Source organism: Desulfovirgula thermocuniculi DSM 16036 (assembly GCF_000429345.1).
Classification (GTDB): domain Bacteria; phylum Bacillota; class Desulfotomaculia; order Desulfotomaculales; family Desulfovirgulaceae; genus Desulfovirgula; species Desulfovirgula thermocuniculi.
In genome coordinates, this window is record NZ_AUBR01000055.1 from 1 (window position 1) to 20,735 (window position 20,735).

Genomic DNA, 20,735 nt, shown 5'->3' on the forward strand with positions numbered 1-20,735 from the left:
CGGACAACGTTTGTTCGCCTCATGCTTTTATTTTAGCACACCCGGCTGCCGCTTTCATCCCCAGGCTTAAAAGCCGGGGCCTTCAGCGGCGGACTTTCTGGTAAGGCGAACAGGTGAAGGGAGGGAAGCGCTTTGTCCCTTCTTTTGCGGCTGGAGCCGAAAAAGGAGGCGCAGGCGGCCAGGAAAAGGGACCCTTATGAGGCCTTAAAGGCCGAGCTGCACAAGAGGGTGGTGGCCGAGCTGGCGGATGCCCCTCCGGAAAACAAGGACCGCCGCGAGCTGCTGGCGGAGCGGATAGAGGCTCTGCTGGCCAGGCTCGTGGAGGAGGGCGGCTACCACATCCCCCGCGCCGAGCAAAGGCAGATTATGGCCGAGGTCATCGACGAGGTGCTGGGCTTCGGCCCCATCACGCCCCTCTTGCGGGACCCGGAAGTGACCGAGATCATGGTCAACGGGCCCCGGCGGGTATACGTGGAGCGGGGCGGCAGGCTGGAGCTTACTAACATCGCTTTTCGTGACGACCAGCACGTGATGCACGTCATCGAAAAGATGGTGGCCCCCCTGGGGCGGCGCATTGACGAGGGCAACCCCATGGTGGACGCGAGATTGCCGGACGGCTCCCGGGTAAACGCCATCATACCTCCCCTGGTCTTAAACGGCCCGACCATCACCATCCGCAAGTTCTTCAAGGATCCCCTCACCGCGGAGAAGCTCCTGGAGCTGGGCACTTTGAGCAAGGAAATGCTCCTCTTCCTGGAGGCCTGCGTGCGCGCTCGGCTGAACATGATCGTCTCCGGGGGAACGGGGAGCGGCAAGACCAGCATGTTGAACGTCCTCTCCTCCTTCATCCCTCCCGACGAGCGCATCATCACCATTGAGGACGCCGCCGAGCTGCAGCTGCGCCAGGAGCACGTGGTGACCCTGGAGAGCCGGCCCCCCAACGCGGAGGGGCGGGGGGAGGTGACCATCCGGGACCTGGTGAAAAACGCCCTGCGCATGCGCCCGGACCGCATTGTGGTCGGCGAGGTGCGGGGCGGGGAAGCGCTGGACATGCTCCAGGCCATGAACACGGGCCACGACGGCTCCCTGACCACCGCCCACGCCAACTCCCCGCGGGACGTGCTCTCGCGGCTGGAAACCATGGTACTCATGGCGGGGATGGACCTGCCCGTGCGCGCCATCCGCTCCCAGATTGCCTCGGCCATTGACGTCATCGTGCACATGGCGCGCTTTAAGGACGGCTCCCGCAAGGTAACTCACATCACCGAGGTGCAGGGGATGGAGGGGGAGGTCGTCGTGCTGCAGGACATCTTTGTCTTCGAGCAGGCGGGGGTGGACGCGGAAGGGAAGGTGCGCGGGCGCTTTAAGCCCACCGGCATCAGGCCCAAGTTCACGGAGCGCCTCAGGGCCGCCGGCGTCGACCTGCCCCCGGGCATCTTTGCCTGCCGCTAGGCGAGGGGGTACCGCCCGTGAATTTTGCCGGCCTTGCTCCCCTGGCGGGAATCTTTGCCCCGCCGGGCGCGCAGGATCCCCAGGGGGCGCTTTTCCGGGTCGTTTTGGCGGCCGCCTTTGGCGCCGCCTTTTGCCTCGTGCTGGGGGCGGAGAGGCTGCTTTTGGCCCGCCGCCGGCTTTTGGCCGCGCGGCTGGCGCGCTTCGCGGGCCAGAAGCGCGGTGGAGAAGGGGAAAAGGAGGCAAAAGCCCCGGACAGGGGGTTTTTTGCGCCCTACCTTGCGGCGGTGGGGCGACTCTCGCCGCCTAAAATTCGCGCCGCGGCAGACAGGCTCCTGGAAGAAGCGGACCTCCCTTTAAAGGGAGAGGAGCTTGTGGCCGCCGGTGCCCTGGCGGCGCTGGCGGGGTTCGCCCTGGGGTGGCTTGTGGGCAGCCGCCAGGCGGCGGTGGTCCTGGCCCTGGCCGCCGGGGCCTTCCCCTACCTGGCGGTGAGGGCCGCCATCTCGCGGCGGCTGGCCCGCTTCAACGAGCAGCTGGCCGACGCCCTCATGCTCATGGCCAATTCCCTGCGGGCGGGCTTTGGTTTCCTGCAGGCCCTGGAGGTGGTACAGCGGGAGATGAGCCCTTCGCTGGTGGGGCGCGAGTTCGGGCGCGCCTTCCGGGAGATGAGCCTGGGGGTTACCGTGGAAGAGGCCCTGCAGAACCTCACCCGCCGCGTGAGGAGCGAAGACCTCTCCCTGGTGGTCACGGCGGTGCTCATCCAGCGGCAGGTGGGCGGCAGCCTGGCGGAGGTGCTGGAGAAGATTGCCCACACCATACGGGAAAGGGTGCGCGTGCAGGGGGAAATCCGCACCCTCACCGCCCAGGGGCGCATTTCGGGCCTGATCGTCGGACTTTTGCCCCTCTTCTTGCTGGCGGTGATGATGGCCCTCAACCCGGGCTACACCGGGGTCCTTTTTACCCACCCCCTCGGGCGGACCATGCTGGTGCTGGCCGCCCTGGCCGAGGTTACCGGCTGGATCCTCATCAAGAGGATTACCGGCATAAGGATTTAAGGGGAGGGTGCTGCCCGTGACGTGGTCGCTTTTCCTGGCGGTGGCGTCGGCTTACCTGGCGGCGGCGTTCCTGGGGGCCGGGATCTTTCGCGCCCTCTGGGGCGAGCGCCTGGCGGTGGCCAGGAGGGCCGGTGAAGTGCTGGGCGGCTCTTTGCCCGCCTCCCTGCGCGAGGAAGATCTCAGGGCCCCCCTGGGGCAGAGGGTCGTGCGCCCGCTGTTAAAAAAGCTGTCCCGGGCGGCCAGGGGTTTCATCCCGGCGGAGAGGGCTGCGGCGGTGGAGAGAAAGCTTTTGCGGGCCGGGCGCCCAGGCGGGCTGGAGGCCAGGGAGTTTACCGCCTTAAAGTACCTGGCGGCGGTGGCCCTGGCGGGGCTCTTCTCCTGGCTGGCCGCGCGCCTGCACGTGCCTCCTCCCCGGGCCTACCTCTTCTCCCTGCTGGGCGCGTCCCTGGGCTGGTACCTGCCGGACTTCTACCTCGAGGCCAGGATCCGGGAGCGGCAGGAGGCGGTGAGGAGGGAGCTGCCGGAGGTGCTGGACCTGCTGACCGTGTGCGTGGAAGCGGGGTTGGGCTTTGACGGGGCCCTTTTAAAGGTGGCGGAAAAGAAAAAGGGCCTGCTTCCCCGGGAGTTCATGCATCTTTTGCAGGAGGTAAACATGGGCCGCCCGCGGCGCGAGGCCTTCCGCGACCTGGCCGAAAGGCTCGGCGTGGAGGAGTTTTCCTCCTTTGCCGGGGCGGTGATTACCGCCGACCGCCTGGGGATCAGCCTGAGCAACGTGCTGCGCGCCAGCGCCGCGCAAATGCGCCTCAAAAGGCGCCAGCGGGCCGAGGAGCTGGCCATGAAGGCGCCGGTAAAGATGCTTTTCCCGCTGGTTTTCTGCATCTTCCCTGCCGTCTTCTTGGTGCTCCTGGGCCCGGCGTTTATTAAAATCATGCAGGTCTTCGGCAGGTGAGAGAGGTGTGCCTGGTTAATTTAAGCCGCGGCACGGTCCTGGCGCGGCGCGTGCGGCGGGCGGCGGGCTTTTTGCCGCGCCTTGTGGGCCTCATCGGCGCCTCAGAGCTGCCCGCGGGAGAGGCCCTGATCCTGGAGGGGTGCCGGGCCGTGCACACCTGCTTCATGCGCTTTCCCATTGATGTGGCCTTCCTGGACGGGGAGGGGAAGGTGCTGGCGGCCGTTGCCGCCCTGCCCCCCTACCGCTTTACCCTGCCGGTTCGGGGTGCGCGCCGGGCGGTGGAGCTGCCGGCGGGGACTCTGGCCAAAACCGGCACGATGCCGGGGGACAGGCTTTTCCTCGGCAATGAGGGCCCCTGCTCTTAAAAAAAGGGCGGTCGCCGCAAAGAGAGGAGGTTTCCGCCGTGAAAAAAATAAACCCCGCGGGGTTTTCCCTTGCCACCAGGATGAGCATCTCCATCGGGCTGCTGGTGGCCTTTCTCGTCTGCGCCGTGGGCTACACCGCCTACGCCAGGATGCAGCAGGTGCTGGACCTGGTCACGCGGGAGAAGGGCGAGGCGGTGGCCTGCGCCGTGACCGCCCTGGCTGCCGAGCGCCTGCAGGCCGGAGACCCGCAGCTCCTGGCAAAGCTCATGCGGGACTTAAAGAAAAGCGGGGACATCGCCGGGGCGGCTGTGGTTAGCGCCGGGGGGAAGGTGGTGGCCCACAGCGACCCCGCCATGGCCGGGCAATACGTGGCCCGGGATTCCGGGGACGGGGCGCTCTTCCCCGCCGGGCCTTCGGCGGGCCCCCTAATTGAGGCCCCCGTGAGGACCGGCGACGGCAGCACCCTGGGCTATTTTTACGTGCAGCTGGACCGGAGCCGCGCCCGGGAGTACGCCCGCGAGCTGGGGATCCTGCTGGGCCTCATGCTGGCGGCGGCGGTCCTGGCCGGGGTGATGCTGGCCCACGTCATCACGAAGCGCCTTTTGCGGCAGCCCCTCGGCGACCTGATGGAGGCCACCAGGCACATTGCCACCGGCAACTTTGCCCACCGGGTGCCGGTGCGTAAAGCAGACGAGCTGGGCAGGCTGGCCCAGGCCTTTAACACTATGGCCGCCTACCTCTCCAGCCTCTTCCGCACGGTGTACGCGAGCACGGCGGAGATGGCCCGCAGCAGCCAGCTCATCCTGGCCAAGGCGCAGGGCGCGTCCGGCGAGGAAGACCTGGCGGAGATAAAAAGCGCGGCAAAGCGGCTGGCCCGCGTGGTGGAGAGGCTGCACAACCTCTCCCGGCAGTTCAAGACGTGAGCCAGACGACCTCCACGCCCATTTTTCCCGCGGCATCCCGTATTTCGGGGTCCCCGGTGACCACCGGGGCTTTCATTTCTGCGGCCAATTGCAGGACAAAAGAATCGGCGTAGGAAAGGCCGCCCCCGGCTTTGACGGCCGCCGCCCCTTTGACCCTGGCCCAGGTGGCGTCGGCAAGCTTAATTTTTTTCTTCCATACAAAATACCGGAAACCACTTCTTCGGCAACCTGTTGCCCTTTGCGGCGCAGGAGGATGTGGTCATGTGGCGAATGTCTAACATGAGACCTCACACTCCTTTAGCGTGGCTTTTGGTGTTTTTTGGGGAGCGAGGTCTCATTTCTTTTCTTTTTCAAGAGGCTTGTTCCCTCCCGGCACCTACTGAAATTTTACACGGCCGTCTCTCCTTACGAAAACAAAAAGGCCGGTTGCGTAAACCGGCTTCATCCAAGGGGGCAATTTTGCGGCCCTGGCCCTTGATAATTTCATGTCGCCGCCCGGGGGGGCGGGCGCCGCCTGCATCGCGCGGCTAGCGGCGCAGCTCGCCCACCGCCCGGGCCAGGTCGGCGATGCTGGCGGCGAGGTTTTCCAGCCTGGTCTCGATTCTCACCAGCAAATACGCGGTGACGGCTATGGGGAAGCCCAGGTTGCCGATGGCCTGCAGGATCGCTTCCATGGCGGTACACCTCCGGTAAGGGGATTTGTTTGCCGTACGGCAAAGAAGGCCGCAGGATGGGCACGGGGCGCCCGGCAGCCGGCTCGGGCTCGCGGCGCCTGCGGGGCGGGAGGCCGGCTGCCGGCGGCGGCCTGCCGGGCGGGTGTGGGCGGTAATACGAACCGTGGTGAGCGGCGGGGAGGGAGAGATCTTTGACGCCGGGGCCGGTGAGCGGCGGCGGGCGGGAAGAGGTTTGCCGCACACCGGGTTCCGGGGAGGCGCTAAAGGGGCGGGCGGCCGGTGCAGGGTTGCCGCACGGCGCATCGCGGGGCGGCAGCCCTGGGAGGGGAGAATGGCCGGTTGGCCAAATAAAAGCCGCCAAATGTAAGCGGGGCGGGGGCCCGCGCGGCGCCGGCGGTGGGCCGGGACCGCGCGGGCCGTCGGGCTCCGGGCGGGAGATGCCCGTACGTCTAATTTTAGGACGGGTCGTAGAGGTCGTTGGTGGTGCGGTCGACGATCTGGATGTCCCGCTTGGAGGCCAGGGCCCCGCCGGGGGTGAGGAAGACGTTTTTGGCAATGATGAGGTCCATGACGGCTTCGATTTCCTGGGCGGTGAGGTTGTTCCTGGGGTTGTCCAGGCTGATGGTAAAGCTGGTGCCGCCCTCGGTGCGGAAGACCATGCGCAGCGTCTGGGTGGTCACCACGGCCACTTTACATCACCTCCTTATTCCCATTTTTTAGCGTGCTTTAGCTCCCGCTCGCTCCGTTGGCCTCGCGGACCGAGCCGGCGCCCGGTTTTCGGGCTTCATCCCTACGACTGCACGAGCCTGGCGGTGTCGATGCGCGTGATGCCGGCCAGGGCGTACTCCTGCAGCCCGGCCAGGGCCTGGGCGACCTCGAAGAGGTCCTGGTCGCCGGCCCCGGGGCGGATGTTGTTTAAGTTGCGGTTGCGCAGGATCGGGTTCCCCTGGGCGTCCACGCCCGCCTGCAGCACCAGGCGCAGGACGGAAGCGGTGGGAACTTTGCTTACGGCCACGGTCGCACACCTCCTTTCCTTTTTGCCGGGGGGCGAACATATGTTTGCCTCCCGGTGGTTTCATTATACTACCCCCCGGAGGGGCCGTCAAGGCCAGAAAATGGAAAAATATGTCTCATATTGCGATAATAAGGGGCGGGGCCTGGATTTGATTTGACACCCCAGGATGCCTCTGCTAGAATAAGTCGTGGCGACGGGCAGATTTGCCTGCCGGGCGAAAAGGAAATTTGCCGGCCGTACGGACGGGTAGAGGAGGTGTGCTGCTTGGCCAGGAGGCTTTTCACTTCGGAGTCGGTAACCGAGGGGCACCCGGACAAGGTGGCCGACCAGATATCCGACGCCATCCTGGACGAGATTCTGGCCAGGGACCCCTACGCCCGGGTTGCCTGCGAGACGCTGGTTACCACGGGGCTGATCCTGGTTGCCGGGGAGATAACCACCGACTGTTACGTGGACATACCCAAGATAGCGCGGGAGACGGTGAGGGAAATCGGCTACACCCGCGCCAAGTACGGCTTTGACTGCGACACGTGCGCGGTGATCACCACCATTGACGAGCAGTCGCCGGACATCGCCATGGGGGTGGACAAGGCCCTGGAGGCCCGCACGGGGGAGATGGCCGACGACGAGATCGAGGCCATCGGTGCGGGGGACCAGGGCATGATGTTTGGCTACGCCACCAACGAGACGAAGGAGTTCATGCCGCTACCCATAACCCTGGCCCACCGCCTGGCCCGCCGCCTGGCCACGGTGCGCAAGACCCGCGAGCTGCCGTATTTGAGGCCCGACGGCAAGGTGCAGGTGACGGTGGAGTACGAGGGGGAGCGGGCCGTGCGCATTGACACCATCGTCATCTCCGCCCAGCACCACCCCCGCGTGCCCCTGGAGCAGATAAGGGAGGACCTCATCGAGAGGGTGGTCAAGCCGGTCGTCCCCCCTGAGTTGCTGGACAAGAAGACCCGTTACCTCATCAACCCCACGGGGCGCTTTGTCATCGGCGGCCCCCAGGGGGACACCGGGCTCACCGGGCGCAAGATCATTGTGGACACGTATGGGGGCATGGCCCGGCACGGCGGCGGGTGCTTTTCCGGCAAGGATCCCACCAAGGTGGACCGCTCCGGCAGCTACGCCGCCCGCTACGTGGCCAAGAACATCGTGGCCGCCGGGCTGGCCGACAGGTGCGAGGTGCAGGTGGCCTACGCCATAGGCGTCGCCCGCCCGGTTTCCATTGCCGTGGACACCTTCGGCACGGGGAAGGTGAGCGACGAGTTCCTGGTGGAACTCATCAAGAGGCACTTTGACCTGCGCCCGGCGGCCATCATCAAGGCCCTGGACCTGCGCCGGCCCATCTACCGCCGCACCGCCGTCTACGGCCACTTCGGGCGCACGGACATCGACCTGCCCTGGGAGCGCACCGACAAGGCGGAGATCCTGCGCAAAGAGGCGGGGGCTTAAAGGCCCCCGCCGAGTTTTTTACCGCGCCCGGGCCGGGCCGCGGGCCTGCCGCCGCGCTTTACGCATCCTTAAAAATAGACGCCGCAAATTAACCGGTGCGCCCCGCCGTGCATATGGTAGAGGTGGGGGTGAGGAGGATGGGCGCGGGGTAGCGGCGCTCACGGCCCTTCCGGCCCGCCTGCCGGGCCCGGCTCCGGGAGGCGCGGGCGAATCCGTTGCGGCGGCGCTGCTTTTGGCCTTTCTGGTCTGGCTGGCGTTGGTGCTGGCCGGCGTGCGGCGGCTGGCGCGGGGGCCGCGGGAGGACCTGGTGGTGATCCTGGGGGAGGGGGACTGCGAGGTTTTCCTGCGCCGCCTGGCCGCGCAGGCAAACGCGCGTTCCCGCTGCACGCGCCTGGTGGTGGTGGTCGAGGCCCCGGCGGGCGGCGCGGCCCCAAGGGCGGCCGGGGCGCTGGGCAGGAAGTACGGCTTTGACGTCCTTTTGGCGGGTGAATGCGGCGGGGAGCCGGGGAAAGCGGCGGGCGGGGGGCAGGGCCGGAGCCGGGCCTGCACCCGGCGGGTCGTGGACGCCCGCGGCCTGGCGGGAAAGGAGCTTTTGGCCCTGGCCGACAGGGTCTTTGCGGCGGAAAAATGAAAGCATTGACGCAAAATCTGTCGGAATATGGTAGGCCTGGCAGGGAGAGAGCGCCGCCTGTCGAATATTTATCCCTTGAGGTGAGCTTTTTGCGGCGTTATGCGCGGATCATCGGCGCTACCTACCTCTGGCTGGTCGTGGGCGCGGGGGCCTGGTGCCTTTCGCGCCTCTTCCCCCTGCTGGACCTGGACTTCGGCGGCCAGCTGCTGGCCGTGGCGGGCCTTTTGGCGGCCGCCGAGGTCCTGGCGGTGCCCTTCCCCCAGGGGCAGCTTTCCGGGGGCTTTGCCCTGGTGGCGGCCACCTTCTTGCTTTTCGGCGCCCCCGCCGCCGCCTGGGTGGAGGCGCTCTCCGTGCTGGTGGCGCAGGGCGTCTTTTCCCGCGATACCTACCTCCGCGTGGCCTTCTTCAATGCCGCCCAGCGCGCGCTGGCGGTGGCGGCAGGGGGCGAACTGGCCGCCCTGGCCGGCGGCAGGACGGACCTGCCGGTGGAGCTTTTGGCCTTTGCCGGGGGATACTTTGCGGTCAACCAGGTACTGGTTTACCTGTACGCCGTCCCCAACCGCTCCTCGTACCCCGCGGTTTCCTGGAGGGGCGTGCTGCGCTGGGACGGGCTGGCCTGCCTCTGCGGGCTTCCCCTAGGCATCCTGGTGGCCGTGCTCTACCACCAGATGGGGTTTTCCGGCCTGCTCCTCTCCTTTGTGCCCCTTTTGGTGCTGCAGTTCGTGCTGCGGCTTTACGTGCGCGCGGAGATGGCCAACCGCGAGCTGATGGCCCTCTTTCAGGTGGCGCGCCGCCTGCAGGAAAAGCTGAACGCCCGCCAGGTGGCCGAGCTTTTGCTCAAAGAATCCCGCCGCGTGGTGGGCTACCACAGCGGGGTGGTCTACCTGCGGACATCGGGCGGCGGCGAGGAGGTTTTCCGCGCCTGCGAGGCCGCCGGGCCTTTCCGGGACAAGCTCCTGCGGGGGGCGGTCGTCCCCGGGGAAGGCTTCCTGGGGCGGCTGCTCCTGGAAGGAGAGGCCATGCTGGTGCACGACACCAGGGCGGTTGCCGGGCAGGCGGGTTATGTGCGCGGCCACGCCCCGCCGGAGACGGCGCCCGCCGGCGCGGCAAGTCTCCTGGCCGGGGAGCCGGGGCCGTGGTGGTTCCTGCGCTCCCTCATGGTGGTCCCCCTCTCCACCCGCGCCGGCGCGGTGGGCCTGCTGGTCATCGGGGACAAGCGCCCGTACGCCTTCAGCGAGCACCACCTGCACACCATCTCCGTGATGGCCGGTCAGGCGGCGGTGGCCCTGGCCAACGCGCTTCTGGTGCAGAGCCTGGAGGAGAGCGCCAACACGGACGGGCTTACGGGCGTGTACAACCACCGCTACTTCATCCGCCGGGCCGCCCGGGAAATCGAGCGGGCCAGGAGGAGCGGGCAGCCCCTGGCCCTCATCATGCTGGACGTGGACAACTTCAAGCTCATCAACGACCGCTTCGGCCACCAGGTGGGCGACGAGGTCCTCTGCCGCCTGGCCGGCCTCCTCTGCCGGGCCGTGGGGGAGGCCGGGGTGGTCTGCCGCTACGGCGGGGAGGAGTTTGCCGTGCTGCTGCCCGGGTTTGATGCCCGCCGCGCGGGCGAGCTGGCCGAGAGGCTGCGGCGCCTGGTGGAGGGGCACGAGTTCCCCGCCGGCACGGTGCGGGTGAGCATGGGGGTGGCCGCCTGCCCCAGGGACGCCCTGGAGGTGGCCGAGCTCATCAGGAAGGCCGACCGGGCGCTGTACGCGGCCAAGCAGGCGGGCAAAAACAGGGTGGTGGTCGGGCTGGCGGCAGAAAGATGAAAGGGCCGCCCGGGGGATGTTCACTCAGACGCCTTGCATGGGGGGCCTAATTTAAAGCCGGCAGGAATATGGCGGGGAGCCGGGGCGAAGAGATGGAGAGGGACGGGAAGGATATTTTGTGCGCTTTGCGTGGGCTGGCCGGCGCGGCCTGGCAGGCCCTGCTGGACCTCTTTTTCCCGCCGCCGGCGGGGTGCGCTTTTTGCGGGGGGCAGGCGGAAGGAGGGGGCGTCTGCCCGGCGTGCCGGGACCTGCTGGCGGCCTACCGGGAGCGGGTGGGCTGTGTTGTCTGCGGGGCCTTCCTGGAGGACGGCGCGCCTGCGGGGGAGCCGGGAGCCTGCGCCGCCTGCCGCAAGAAGCCGCCGCCCTTTGCCCTGGCGCGCTCCCTGGGGCCCTACGAGGGCCTGCTGAAGGCGGCCGTGCTGCGCTTAAAGTTCGGCGGCGAGTGCTGGCTGGCCCGCCCTCTGGGCGGGCTGCTGGCGGAGCTGGCCCGCGCCTTCCCCGCCGCAGCCGCACAGCCGGTGCTCGTGCCGGTGCCCCTTTCCCCGGGGCGGCTCCGCGAGCGGGGCTACAACCAGGCGGGGCTTTTGGCCCGGGAGATGTCCCGGGCGCTAGGCTGGCCCCTTGTGGAGGCCCTGGTGAAAATAAAAGAGGCGCCTCCCCAGGAGCGCCTGACGGCAAAAGAGCGCCTGGCCGCCCCCGAGGGCTCCTTTGCGCCGGCGGCGGCGTTCACCTCGGGGAGTGAGGTGGTGCTGGTGGACGACGTCATCACCACCGGCGCCACGGCGGCTGAGTGCGCGAGGGCGTTGCTTAGGGCGGGGGCATCGGCGGTCTTCGTCGCCGCCGTGGCCGGGGCCCGCCGCGCATAACGGCGGCTACCACAGCGCGGCCAGGTCGATTTCCAGGCCGGGCAGAAGGGGCGTGGTGAGGGTGCCGGCGTCTTCGAACTCGGCCACCTTGGCCAGGCGACCCGCCTCATCCCGCCGGAAGACCTCCAGGATGCGCAGCTCCGGGTCGGCCACCCAGTATTCCAGCACGTCGTGCTTCTCGTAGAGGGCGCGCTTCAGCTTGCGGTCGAGCTGCCGGGAGGACTCCGCGACCACCTCCACCACCAGGTCCGGCGCGCCCTGCACGTTCTCCCGCGCCAGCCGGTGCATCCTGGCCTTGCCGATGAAGAGGATGTCCGGCTGCACCACGTCGCGCGGCGAAAGCACCACGTCCAGGGGCGCAAAAAAGACCTCTCCTAGGTTGTGGGCGGTTACGAAGTCGTGCAGCAGGAAGAATAAATTGCGCACGAACCGCTGGTGCACGGTGGTCGGCGGAGGCGTCACGAAGTGCTCCCCCCCGATGAGCTCGTGCCGGCGCCCGTCTTCCGGGAACAGCCGGTACTCCTCGTAGGTCAGGCCGCCGGCGATTTCCTTTGCCGAAAGGCTCATCTTCCTCCCTCCAGGAGCAAAAACCCGTGTGGGGCCATTATAGCACGCCGCCGCCGCCGGCGGCAACAAAGGCTTAAAGCACTTCCTGCGGCATACCGAGGTTTGCCAGGATCTCCTCCGGCGTTTGGGCGAGCACCCCGGGAAATTTAAGGAAATTCTTTTTATTGTACGTACAGATAAGGGAAATGCCGCCGGCCATCATTTGGGCTACAATGTACGCGTCAAAAATGTCGGCCCCCTTGGCCAGCGGCGCAAGCTCTTTTAAGAAATCAAGAGATTTTGGCCCGGCGTCGATTAGAAGAAAAATTTGTTGAAAAGCCGCTACCTGTTCCCACGCCGTTTCCGGTGAGAGGGGCCTTTCCACGCGGCGCGGGTCCGTAACCACGGCATAAAATTCCAAGAGCACTTGGGGTACAAGAACTCCCCTGATTTTCCCTTTTATTGCGGCATCCAGGACCCCTTTGCTGGCCATGTGGTAAGGGGAGTCCACGTTTACGGCGTAAATGAGGACGTTGGTATCCACGAGTATCAAGCGTTCAACCTTCTTTCATAAACGTCCCGGCGGGAGGTGGTTTTGATTCTTCCCAGGCTGAATGTACCCGGAGATTTCCGGGAAGCTTTGGGAAGGTAGAGTTCCAGCGCTTCCAGCACGATCTCGTTTTTGGGCCGCCCGGTGGCTTCGGCAACTTTTTCCAGGGAGGCTAGAATGTGCCCCTTTTCCTTGGGAATATATATGTTTAATTGCATTTTGCTCACCCCGGAAATATTGTAACAGTCCCGGCCGCATATTTCAATAGTGAATATCGGTATTGACTTCCTCCCCAGGGCTAAAATAAAGCCCGGGGATTCCTTCAGGCGGCTCGCGCCGCCATCCGGCTGCCGCTCGCCGCTTTAGGCGTACCGGCGGCAGATTCGAAGCGGCTTACCCACCGATGGCGGTTCCACCGGAGGACAAGCGGCTTCAGGGGCGTGGCCTCCGCCCCGTGCCCCTTCGAGGAGCCCAAAAGGAGTATGTTCAAAGCCGCGTTGGCGTCGGCGTGCCAGACGTAGCCGCATCTTTTGCACACCGCCTTGTGCCGGACGGGACGCCCGGTGGGAGAGCTGCAGACGGCGCACCGGGAAGAGGTCCCGCGCGGTTCGACGGGAACGACTTTTATCCCGGCCCGGGCGCAGGCGGCTGTGATAAGGTTTTTCAGCTGTCTCACGGCCCAGAAGTTGTGCACCAGGATGTTTTTCGGCCCGAAGTCCATGCCCTCCCGGATGCCCGTCAGATCTTCGATGAACAGCGTGGTTACGCGGTGCTGCGACAACATGCGTGCGATTTCCGCGGCCAGGGCCAGATAAGCGTGTCTGAGCCTGCGGGCGCGAGTTTGGTAGAGCTTCCTCAACTGCCGGGAGGTTTTACGCCCGGCCCGGGCAAGCCTGGACTGCTCTTCTGCAATTCGCTTCGTCCAGTACAGGAAGTCTTTCCAGACTTTGCGACCGGAGAAGAGAATCTGGCGGTTTGAGCCTTCGATGGCCAGAGTTGCCAGTATCCTGGCACCGAGGTCTAGTGCGGCGTATTTCTCAGGCTTCGCTTTTCGCTCCGGTTCCGGCACTTCCACGACCTGGTGGGCGTACCAGCGCTTCTTCACCCGGTCGTACCTGAGTTCCAGGGTCTTTGGGGTGCCGGAGAAACGCAGGACGCCCTTCGTGTGCAGGACCAGACGGCCGTTGCCGTCCCGCAGGTCTGCGGGCAGGGTTAGGGAAAGCATCCTGGCGTCTAGGGAGTAGGACCGCGGGGACTTGACCGGGATTAGCCTGACCGGCCTCTTCCCCGTGCGGCGGTCTTTCCAATACCTTGGGAGACCGGGCCGCTTTTCCAGTTTGCCCTTCTTCCAGAGCCGCAAGCAGGCGAAGAAGGAGTCCCACGCCTTCCTGAGCTTTTTCAAAACCTCCTGCGCGATGTCTGACGGCAGGGCTTTGTACGCGGGGTGGTTTTGGAACTCCGCGCACAAGGTGGCGTAGGAAGGCACGGGTTCCCCCTTCAGGAACGCCTGGCGGCAGCGGAAGTTGGCGGCGTTCCAGAGCGCAGCGCAGCGGTCTCCCAGGGTTTCGAGGACTTTGGCCTGCTCTTTTGAGAAGAGCACGCGGACGATATTGCAGCGCTTCATGTTTTTATGATACCACAATTTGGCCGAAAGAAAAAAATTACCGCGCCTTCCTCCCCAGGCTTAAAAGCCGGGGCCTCCGGCGCGGAAAGGGTGGTGAGTTGAGTGGCAAATGGCTACCGTCTGCGGAACCGCATGTCAAATATATTTCACCGCCGGATGCCTTTACTCCCCATTACCAGGACGCCTCCGGAAGGCAGGTAAAGCCCTGCTCGGCAAAATGCCTGTCGAAGGTAAAAACCGTCTTGATGCCCAGGCGCCTGGCGGTGGCAAAGAAGGCGCAGTCCGCGGGGCTCAACCCGGCAGGGGCATCGCCGGAGGGCACGTGGAAGAAGTCCGCCACCTTAGGGGTGAAGTCCGGGAGGAGAGGGGAGGCGAGGCTGTCTTCGGGGCCGTATATTCCGGCCCAGCAGCCAGCCCTTTTCGCTGGCGCAAAAGACCTCTCCCGTTTCCAGAGCGGGGTCCACCAGCCAGAATTCCTTCGCCCGTAGCGCAGGTAGAGCTGGCTTTTCTGGAGCCGGTCGCGGCGCCCCGGGGAAGGTGAAAGCACTTCCACCACCAGGTCCGGCGTCCCTTTCAGGCAATCACCGGTGAGCAGCGAGAAGCGCTCCCTGGAGAGGAAGAAGACGTCCGGCTGCAGGACCACGTCCTCGGCCGGCACCACGTCGAAAGGCGCAAACAGGACGATACCCAGGTCGTTTTTTTCCACGTGGGCCCGCAGGAGCGCCGCAATGTTGCCCACCAAGCACCGGTGTAGGAGCCCGGGTGAGGGCGTTAGGGCCAGTTCCCCCTCAAAAAGCTCGTAGCGGTTCCCGTCGTCGATTTTTAAATAGCCGGCGTAGGTGAGCCTGCGGCGGGCCGGTGGCTCGCGGGTTGCTGCCGTCTCGGGCATGAAAATTACCTTTTCCGCAATTAAATTTACCGGCCGGGAACTGCCGGGTGCCGCGTAATTTTCCTGCGTGGAAACGAAAGGCTTCCGGTTACCCGCATTATAGCACGGGACTGCGGTCCGGGCAAAGATAACCCTTTTTTGCTTTGTAGCTCTTCCCCAGGCTTTTTCTCCCCTTCCGTTGTGTTAAAAGCGAGCATTTTTACCTTCCCACCACCTGAAAAACGAACTGGCACTCTTCCTCCTCCAAGAAAGGCGCCGCAAAAAAGCGCCCGCCGGGTCGCGCCCGGCGGGGCGGGGGTGACAGGCTTTTTCGGCACCTCAGCGCCCGCTTCGAGGCAGCAGTTCCCTAAGCTGCTCCTCCAGCAGGAGGCGCCGGTGAACCAGGGGCACGGGCACGCGGAAAACCCGCGCCGCCTCCTGCAGGAAGTCCCGGCCCGGCCTTGCTGCTCGGAAGGCCGGCGCGAGGTGGGGCAGCAGGAGGAGCGCCGCAAAGTCCTCCGCGGCGTCCTCATCCTCCCCGGCGATGAGGCCGTCGAGGCAGACGCCGGCGGGGGCGCCTAGGCAGTGCAGGCCCAGGCCGAAGGCCAGCGCGCGCTTCAGCTGGGGCTCGGCGAGGCCCCTTTTCACCGTGATTAGCGCGATGCCGTCGGTGCTCCTTATGTACGTCCCCGCAATGCGCCCGTTAAACGGGTAGCGGGAAACCAGGATCCCCTCCGCCCTGGCCATCCTGAACAAACGGAAGGCGCCGGGAGGCTCCTGCAACCGGTGCTTGGCGATGAGTTCGAGGGCTCGCTCGAGGAACGGTGCCAAGGCTCACGCCCCCACTGAGGCCTGCTCCTATGCCCAATTATACACCTCCCTTGAGTCGAAAATTGCAGAAAAAGGTCATATGAAAAATTTAAAAAGCTAACTTTTCCCGGCTCCCTCCGGGGGAGCGCCGCCCTGCCCGGCTGTCGGAGCGGCGCCCCCCTTTTTTATTCGCCTCTCCCTTTCCTTGATGATGTGCCGCAGCGCCCACTCCCAATGCTCGGCCAGGGACTGCTTTTCCTCCTCCGTAAGGTGCGGCACCTGGCGCAGCAGGCCGGCAAAGAGGGGGTCGCCGGCCAGGGCCTCCAGGGACGCTAGCCCCTCCCGGGACGCGGGAGGCTGTCCGGCGCGGCCCAGCAGGTAGTCGGTGGAAACGCCGAAGAAGTCGGCCAGGCGCTCCAGAATCTGGTGGTCGGGGAAGCGCTTGTTCCGCTCGTACATGGCGATGGTGCTCTGGCCCAGGTTCAGGAGCCGCGCCAGCTCCGCCTGCGAGAGACCCTTCTCCTGCCGCAGGCGAGCCAGCCTCTCGCCGAAGGTGGACACCTTTCCCCTCACCTCGCTTCCAGCTTAACACGCGCCGCGATGAGCGGCAAGACCGCCCTCCTTCACGATTTGTGATTTGCTTTATAAATTTTAGACCAGGAGAGGAAAATTTTATACCTCCCCTTGACACTAATCGCGTTTCGTGATTAAATGGAGTCAGTGACGCGCGAGGGGCCCGGGGCCCCGCCCCGGCGCCCGGCAGCGAGGAAGGCGAGCCTCACGCGGGCAAAGGGGGGATGGTTATACCCTGTAAAAAGGCCGAAGGGTGAGCGAGGTGAGAAACGAAAAAATGTACCGGCTGAGGCTCAAGATGGGCCTCACCCAGCGTCAGGTGGCCGAGGCCGTGGGCATCTCCCAGAGCTCCTACGCCATGATTGAGGCCGGCCGCCGCCACCCCCGCAAGGAGGTGGAAAAGAAGCTGGCCGACTTTTTCGGCGTCACCGTGGACGAGCTTTTTTTTAGCCAGAACAATCACGAGCCGCGATTGGTAGAAAGTGATGCGGAGGAGCCCGGCGGCTGAAAATGTGGTTGATATTTCCTTAATATTCAGTGGTTGAAAAAAGGCCACCGGCGCGAGTTATTGGCTCTACGGGTTGGAGGAGAGAAGCAAAAAGGGGGGTGATAGGGGGTATAGAGGCAAAGGGAGACTCGCAGTGGCTGCCTGATACCAAGAAAATCCTTAGCCAAGGAGGGTAATGAAGAGCGTGAGTATGATGGGTTTAAGCAAGTCTGCCAAGCGCACGCGCAAGGTTGTTTCCATCATTGCCGTGCTCGCCCTGCTCGCGGCGCTCCTGCCGGTAGTGCCGGCGTGGGCGGCACCAGTGCTGACGGTGAGCCCGAGCACGGTGAACACAGGTCAAAGCGTTACCTTCACGCTGGACCTGACCGGTTTAAGCACTCCTGCAGCGGCCATAAACGGACAAACCATAACCGTGACTTTCCCCTCAGGCTTTACATCTACGGATAATTCTGTTCAAATAACAGCGGTTTCCAACGGTCAGCCATATGTTTTTACGGCAAACGCTATAGTTTCAAGCAATACGGTCACTATATCAGTGCCTAGTAATGCTGTGCCTGGGGCCGTTACCCAGCTCACCATTTCCGACCTCACCATGCAGGCCCCTGCTTCCGCTTCCAGCGGCCAGGTGGGGGTGGCCCTTGCTGACGGCACAAATGTTAGTGCGGGCATTACGATTCAGCAGGCCCCGCAGGCAGTAGGGACTGTCACAATCACGGGTCCGTCCAGCGCCACAGCGGGGCAGGACTTCAACGTAACCGGTTCTATAACCGATGCTGCAGGCCAGCCATTGAGCGGTAAGACGGTCACAGTGAACATTAAAAACAGCAACGGCGTGGTGGTGGCCAGCAAGACGGCATCCACAGTCGTAGGCAACTTTGAAGCAGGCCCCTTCAATCTTACTGCGGCTGGGAGCTACACCATTGAGGCTACTTGCGATACGGTAAGTAGAACTGCCACCCTTACCGTTAACGCTGCCGCTGCCGCAAAGCTTGTCTTCACGGCTTCTCCGGCCTCCCTCCTGAAGGGCCAGGTAGGCAGCTTTACGGTGGAGCGCCGCGACCAGTACGACAACCCGGTGAGCAGCGGTACCACGACCGTCTACCTCAGCGCAGTGAAGGGCACCCAGGCGGCGGGCTACTTCACCAGCGGCGGCATCACGGTTTCAAGTGTGACTATTTCTTCAGGTGCAACCGCAACCTTTAATTTCACGCCCACTGTCGACGGCACAATCACCATTACCGCTTCCGCCAGCGGGCTGACAGCCGCTACGGCCAACCTCACTGTGCCGGCGCCGCCAAGCACTGTGACTCTCTCCCTCACGCCGGCTCTGGTCTCCGGAGGTAAGCCCGTTGCGGGGGCGGACATAACCGCCACGCTGACCACCAATGTTCCGGCGGACAAGGATTACACTGTAAATATTACCCTGACCCCATCCGCGGACACCGGGTGGTTCAACGCTCCTCCAACCGTCACTCTTAACCAAGGTCAATCTTCTGCCACCTTTACCATTAACACTACGCAGAATGCAGCTGGCCGAGAGCTTACCGTGGCGGTGAGCTTCACGCCGAGCGGTGCGACAAATCCAATCTCGGCTTCCCAAAAGGTAGGTCCGTTTGCGGCACCGACAGGGCTTGTGCCTTCCAGCGTCACCCTAACACTTACCCCGGCGGCTACTGATGCGAGCGGCAGAGCCATTCCAGGCACGCTCATCAACGCCGTGCTGACCACCGACGTGCCGGCGGACAAGGATTACCCGATCACTATCGACCTTGGTGGAGTGACATGGGCCAGCGTTCCGGCAAGCGTCACCCTGCCCAAGGGTCAGCGCAGCGAGGCCTTTGTAATAACCACTACCAACGGCGCAGCTGGGAATAGCTTGACTGTAGAAGTTTCCTTCACTCCTACTGGTGCAGCAAGATCAATTTCTGATACAGCATCTGTAACTTTTGCCCCCAGCGCTCCTTCAGGGGTTTACACACGCAACCTTACGTTTGGCTGGCAGGTCTTCTCTATGCCGGTGAAGCTAGAAAGGTCCCTGGTGGACCTCTTGGGTGGCGCGGATAAGTTTGAGGCCCTCTACATCTGGGACACCACCTCCGGCGCCTGGAAGCCCTACAGTCAGATGACTTCCGAGGAGCAGTACGGCAAGCCGCTGGCAGGCTACCTGGTCAAGATGAAGCAGCCCGCTAGCGCTCTGGCGAACTACCAGAGGGTTCCCGGCACTCAGGCCGTCCCGCCGACCCTGGCTTTGAAGCAGGGCTGGAACCTGGTGGGCGCCTCGGGTACTGGGTTGAAGAATGTCCTGGCCAGCGTCAAAGGCAAGTACAGCACGGTTGTGAACCCGGGCCTGGGGAACAATGCTTCGTGGTCTGCCGTGACCTCCGAATCTATTAGCACAGAGGTAGCAGCAATCGGCGACGCCTACTGGGTCTTCATGACCGCGGACGGCACGCTGGCCGGGCTGATGGCCCCGCCGGTGCAGTAAGCGCGGGCTGAAAGGTGTGGTGAGCTTTGCGGGTTAAAAAGTGGAAGAAATCTCTGCGTGCGGGCGCGGCGCTTGCCGCCGCGCTCGCCCTGCTGATGATGCTGGCTTTCCCGGCCTTTGCCCAGGTGCCCCAGCCACCGCTGCCCTTCTACGGCAAGGTTTTCCTGGGCGCATATGGGCAAAACCCGGCGCCGGACGGCCTGGAGGTGGCCATTTACGTGGGCAGCGAGACTGCCCCGCGGGGCACCCCGGTGAAGACTTCCGGCGGCTGGTACGGCGGCCCTCTGGGCACCGACCCCAAGTACAACGTGCCCATCACTGAGGCTGACTTTCGCAAACCGCTCACCTTCAAGGTAAACGGTGCGACGGCCCAGACGTTTGACGCTAACGGCAGGCCGCAGGAAGTCACCGTGGACGTAAACCGTGCAAGCTTTCAGGTTGATCTAGTAGTGCCTGCGCCTGAGGTTGAAACCACCGATCCTGCTAGCGGCGCCACCGGCGTGCCCGCGGACAAGACCATCACCGTGACCTTCAAGGGTGCGGTGCAGCAGGCCGACAACTTTGCGGGCATCGCGTTAAAGGACGCTTCGGGTAAGGCGGTGGAAATCGACAAGTCCATCAGTGACCGCGTCCTCACCATCAAGCCCAAGGCCCCGCTGGCCGGATCGACGACCTACACCGTAATTATCCCCGCGGGTGCGGTGAAGGATGCGGCGGCGGGAATACCGCTGGCTAAAGACTTTACCTTCTCTTTTTCCACCGAGCAGGACAAGACCCCGCCAGCGGTGCAGAAATGCGAACCTGCTGACGGTGCGGCCAACGTGCCCGTGAACGCGACCATCACCGTCACCTTTACCGAGGACGTCCAGGAGGGGCCGCAGTACGCGGGCATCTCCCTGGTGGACGAGCAGAACAATCCCGTGACCCTGCAGAAGAGCATCTCCGGCAGGGTTCTGACCCTGAAGCCCGCATCTGACCTGGCCTACTACAAGCGCTACACCGTCACCATCCCTGCGGGTGCGGTGAAGGATCTGGCGGGGAACGAGCTGGCGCAGCCCTGCGTGTTCAGCTTCACCACCGCCGCCAAGCAGGGGTCGAAGGTTGATATAAACGTGCCGCAAAGCGGCGTGCTGGACAACTTTACCGTGCCGCCGGGCGCCTCCAGCGCGGTTTTGAACCAGAGCGGCGCCCAGCTGGAGATCCCGCAGGGCGCTTATAGCGGTGCGGCCAAGATCACCTTCAAGCCCGTGGACAGCACAGGACTCCCCGGGGCCGGATCAATCGGCCAGGTCTTTGAGGTAAAGATCGAGAACGTGACGCTGTCGCAGCCGGTTACTTTGCGCCTGCCCGCGCCGGCTGGTGCTGGTGATAGGGTGCGGGTGTTCAAGCTGGACACGGTGAACAAGCGCTGGATTAACCTAGGCGGCAAGCTGAATAACGGGTACGTTGAAGTGAGCTTGACCTCCTTCAGCATCTTCACAGCCGCCAACGCCCCGGCGCCTCCCACGGCCAGCCCGGCACCCGGCACCTACACGGGAAGCGTGCAGGTGACACTGTTGCCAGCGGAATCCG

At 64.5% G+C, this 20,735-nt stretch carries 25 protein-coding genes; 13 read left to right on the plus strand and 12 right to left on the minus strand.

Annotated elements, in window-relative coordinates; genetic code table 11:
* The first annotated feature begins 132 nt into the window (after positions 1-132).
* From G454_RS0111830 to G454_RS20480, 5 genes are read left to right on the plus strand one after another with little or no spacing between them, the layout of a single operon-like run.
* Positions 133-1,452 (plus strand): TadA family conjugal transfer-associated ATPase, encoded by a 1,320-nt coding sequence (locus tag G454_RS0111830; protein WP_027718797.1) that lies wholly within the window; start codon positions 133-135, stop codon positions 1,450-1,452.
* Positions 1,453-1,469: 17 nt separating this feature from the next.
* Positions 1,470-2,504: a type II secretion system F family protein gene (locus tag G454_RS0111835; protein ID WP_211230079.1), complete on the plus strand. Its 1,035-nt coding sequence runs from the start codon at positions 1,470-1,472 to the stop codon at positions 2,502-2,504.
* A 16-nt stretch (positions 2,505-2,520) separates the two neighbouring features.
* On the plus strand, positions 2,521-3,453 hold the full coding sequence (locus tag G454_RS0111840) for a type II secretion system F family protein (protein ID WP_035107719.1): 933 nt from the start codon (positions 2,521-2,523) through the stop codon (positions 3,451-3,453).
* Positions 3,450-3,818: a DUF192 domain-containing protein gene (locus G454_RS0111845; protein ID WP_211230080.1), complete on the plus strand. Its 369-nt coding sequence runs from the start codon at positions 3,450-3,452 to the stop codon at positions 3,816-3,818. Before G454_RS0111840 ends, G454_RS0111845 begins: the two co-directional genes overlap by 4 nt.
* Positions 3,819-3,856: 38 nt before the next feature.
* Positions 3,857-4,741, plus strand: a complete 885-nt coding sequence (locus G454_RS20480; RefSeq protein WP_051276317.1) for a HAMP domain-containing protein — start codon at positions 3,857-3,859, stop codon at positions 4,739-4,741.
* On the opposite strand, the gene G454_RS22745 is transcribed toward G454_RS20480, so the two are convergent.
* Both G454_RS22745 and G454_RS20985 read right to left on the minus strand, forming a co-directional pair.
* Entirely contained in the window at positions 4,731-4,925 is a 195-nt protein-coding gene (locus tag G454_RS22745) for a PIN domain-containing protein (protein ID WP_342669669.1), read from the minus strand. The two genes, G454_RS20480 and G454_RS22745, sit on opposite strands and share 11 nt — an antisense overlap.
* A 343-nt stretch (positions 4,926-5,268) precedes the next feature.
* Positions 5,269-5,415 (minus strand): YvrJ family protein, encoded by a 147-nt coding sequence (locus G454_RS20985; protein WP_084413472.1) that lies wholly within the window; start codon positions 5,413-5,415, stop codon positions 5,269-5,271.
* A 29-nt stretch (positions 5,416-5,444) separates the two neighbouring features.
* Here G454_RS20985 and G454_RS22595 point away from each other — a divergent pair, with 29 nt between their 5' ends.
* Complete coding sequence (locus G454_RS22595; protein WP_281168470.1) at positions 5,445-5,570, plus strand: hypothetical protein; 126 nt, start codon at positions 5,445-5,447, stop codon at positions 5,568-5,570.
* A gap of 300 nt (positions 5,571-5,870) precedes the next feature.
* On the opposite strand, the gene G454_RS0111870 is transcribed toward G454_RS22595, so the two are convergent.
* Together G454_RS0111870 and G454_RS0111875 are read right to left on the minus strand one after the other, a co-directional pair.
* Positions 5,871-6,104 (minus strand): DUF2922 domain-containing protein, encoded by a 234-nt coding sequence (locus tag G454_RS0111870; protein ID WP_027718803.1) that lies wholly within the window; start codon positions 6,102-6,104, stop codon positions 5,871-5,873.
* Positions 6,105-6,205: 101 nt separating this feature from the next.
* A complete protein-coding gene (locus G454_RS0111875) occupies positions 6,206-6,430 on the minus strand; it encodes a DUF1659 domain-containing protein (RefSeq protein WP_027718804.1) in 225 nt (74 codons plus the stop codon).
* A 264-nt stretch (positions 6,431-6,694) separates the two neighbouring features.
* Here G454_RS0111875 and metK point away from each other — a divergent pair, with 264 nt between their 5' ends.
* The 4 genes from metK (at position 6,695) to G454_RS22600 (ending at position 11,199) form a co-directional block, all read left to right on the plus strand.
* Positions 6,695-7,885 (plus strand): methionine adenosyltransferase, encoded by a 1,191-nt coding sequence (metK, locus tag G454_RS0111880; protein WP_027718805.1) that lies wholly within the window; start codon positions 6,695-6,697, stop codon positions 7,883-7,885.
* Positions 7,886-8,117: 232 nt separating this feature from the next.
* Positions 8,118-8,516, plus strand: a complete 399-nt coding sequence (locus tag G454_RS0111885; RefSeq protein ID WP_027718806.1) for a hypothetical protein — start codon at positions 8,118-8,120, stop codon at positions 8,514-8,516.
* An 80-nt stretch (positions 8,517-8,596) separates the two neighbouring features.
* On the plus strand, positions 8,597-10,333 hold the full coding sequence (locus G454_RS20485) for a GGDEF domain-containing protein (RefSeq protein WP_156896758.1): 1,737 nt from the start codon (positions 8,597-8,599) through the stop codon (positions 10,331-10,333).
* Positions 10,334-10,401: 68 nt separating this feature from the next.
* On the plus strand, positions 10,402-11,199 hold the full coding sequence (locus tag G454_RS22600; protein ID WP_084413474.1) for a ComF family protein: 798 nt from the start codon (positions 10,402-10,404) through the stop codon (positions 11,197-11,199).
* 6 nt (positions 11,200-11,205) lie between these two features.
* Here the strand turns inward: G454_RS22600 and G454_RS0111900 are convergent, their stop codons facing one another.
* From G454_RS0111900 to G454_RS20495, 7 genes are all read right to left on the minus strand, one after another.
* Positions 11,206-11,766, minus strand: coding sequence for a Uma2 family endonuclease (locus G454_RS0111900; RefSeq protein WP_027718808.1), 561 nt, complete (start codon positions 11,764-11,766; stop codon positions 11,206-11,208).
* A gap of 73 nt (positions 11,767-11,839) precedes the next feature.
* Positions 11,840-12,289: a type II toxin-antitoxin system VapC family toxin gene (locus G454_RS20490; protein ID WP_245574395.1), complete on the minus strand. Its 450-nt coding sequence runs from the start codon at positions 12,287-12,289 to the stop codon at positions 11,840-11,842.
* 5 nt (positions 12,290-12,294) lie between these two features.
* Positions 12,295-12,522 carry a ribbon-helix-helix domain-containing protein gene (locus G454_RS0111910; RefSeq protein WP_156896759.1) on the minus strand — a complete coding sequence of 76 codons (228 nt, stop codon included), beginning with the start codon at positions 12,520-12,522 and terminating at the stop codon, positions 12,295-12,297.
* Positions 12,523-12,617: 95 nt separating this feature from the next.
* Positions 12,618-13,937, minus strand: a complete 1,320-nt coding sequence (locus G454_RS0111915; protein ID WP_245574393.1) for an RNA-guided endonuclease InsQ/TnpB family protein — start codon at positions 13,935-13,937, stop codon at positions 12,618-12,620.
* A gap of 154 nt (positions 13,938-14,091) precedes the next feature.
* Positions 14,092-14,808, minus strand: coding sequence for a Uma2 family endonuclease (locus tag G454_RS18960; RefSeq protein WP_051276324.1), 717 nt, complete (start codon positions 14,806-14,808; stop codon positions 14,092-14,094).
* Positions 14,809-15,126: 318 nt separating this feature from the next.
* Positions 15,127-15,618, minus strand: a complete 492-nt coding sequence (locus G454_RS0111925; RefSeq protein WP_027718811.1) for a hypothetical protein — start codon at positions 15,616-15,618, stop codon at positions 15,127-15,129.
* A gap of 96 nt (positions 15,619-15,714) precedes the next feature.
* Positions 15,715-16,170: a helix-turn-helix domain-containing protein gene (locus G454_RS20495; RefSeq protein WP_051276325.1), complete on the minus strand. Its 456-nt coding sequence runs from the start codon at positions 16,168-16,170 to the stop codon at positions 15,715-15,717.
* Positions 16,171-16,423: 253 nt separating this feature from the next.
* Between G454_RS20495 and G454_RS0111935 the strand changes: the two genes are divergently transcribed.
* Positions 16,424-16,678: a helix-turn-helix transcriptional regulator gene (locus G454_RS0111935; protein ID WP_027718812.1), complete on the plus strand. Its 255-nt coding sequence runs from the start codon at positions 16,424-16,426 to the stop codon at positions 16,676-16,678.
* A 159-nt stretch (positions 16,679-16,837) separates the two neighbouring features.
* Here the strand turns inward: G454_RS0111935 and G454_RS21500 are convergent, their stop codons facing one another.
* The gene (locus G454_RS21500) at positions 16,838-17,002 is read right to left on the minus strand and encodes a hypothetical protein (RefSeq protein WP_156896760.1); all 165 of its coding nucleotides are present in this window, start codon (positions 17,000-17,002) and stop codon (positions 16,838-16,840) included.
* Positions 17,003-17,228: 226 nt separating this feature from the next.
* On the opposite strand from G454_RS21500, the gene G454_RS0111940 reads away from it, so the two are divergent.
* Together G454_RS0111940 and G454_RS0111945 are read left to right on the plus strand one after the other, a co-directional pair.
* Positions 17,229-19,163 (plus strand): hypothetical protein, encoded by a 1,935-nt coding sequence (locus G454_RS0111940; RefSeq protein ID WP_156896761.1) that lies wholly within the window; start codon positions 17,229-17,231, stop codon positions 19,161-19,163.
* Between the two features lie 26 nt (positions 19,164-19,189).
* On the plus strand, positions 19,190-20,735 hold a 1,546-nt coding region (locus G454_RS0111945; RefSeq protein ID WP_027718814.1), incomplete at its 3' end, for an Ig-like domain-containing domain.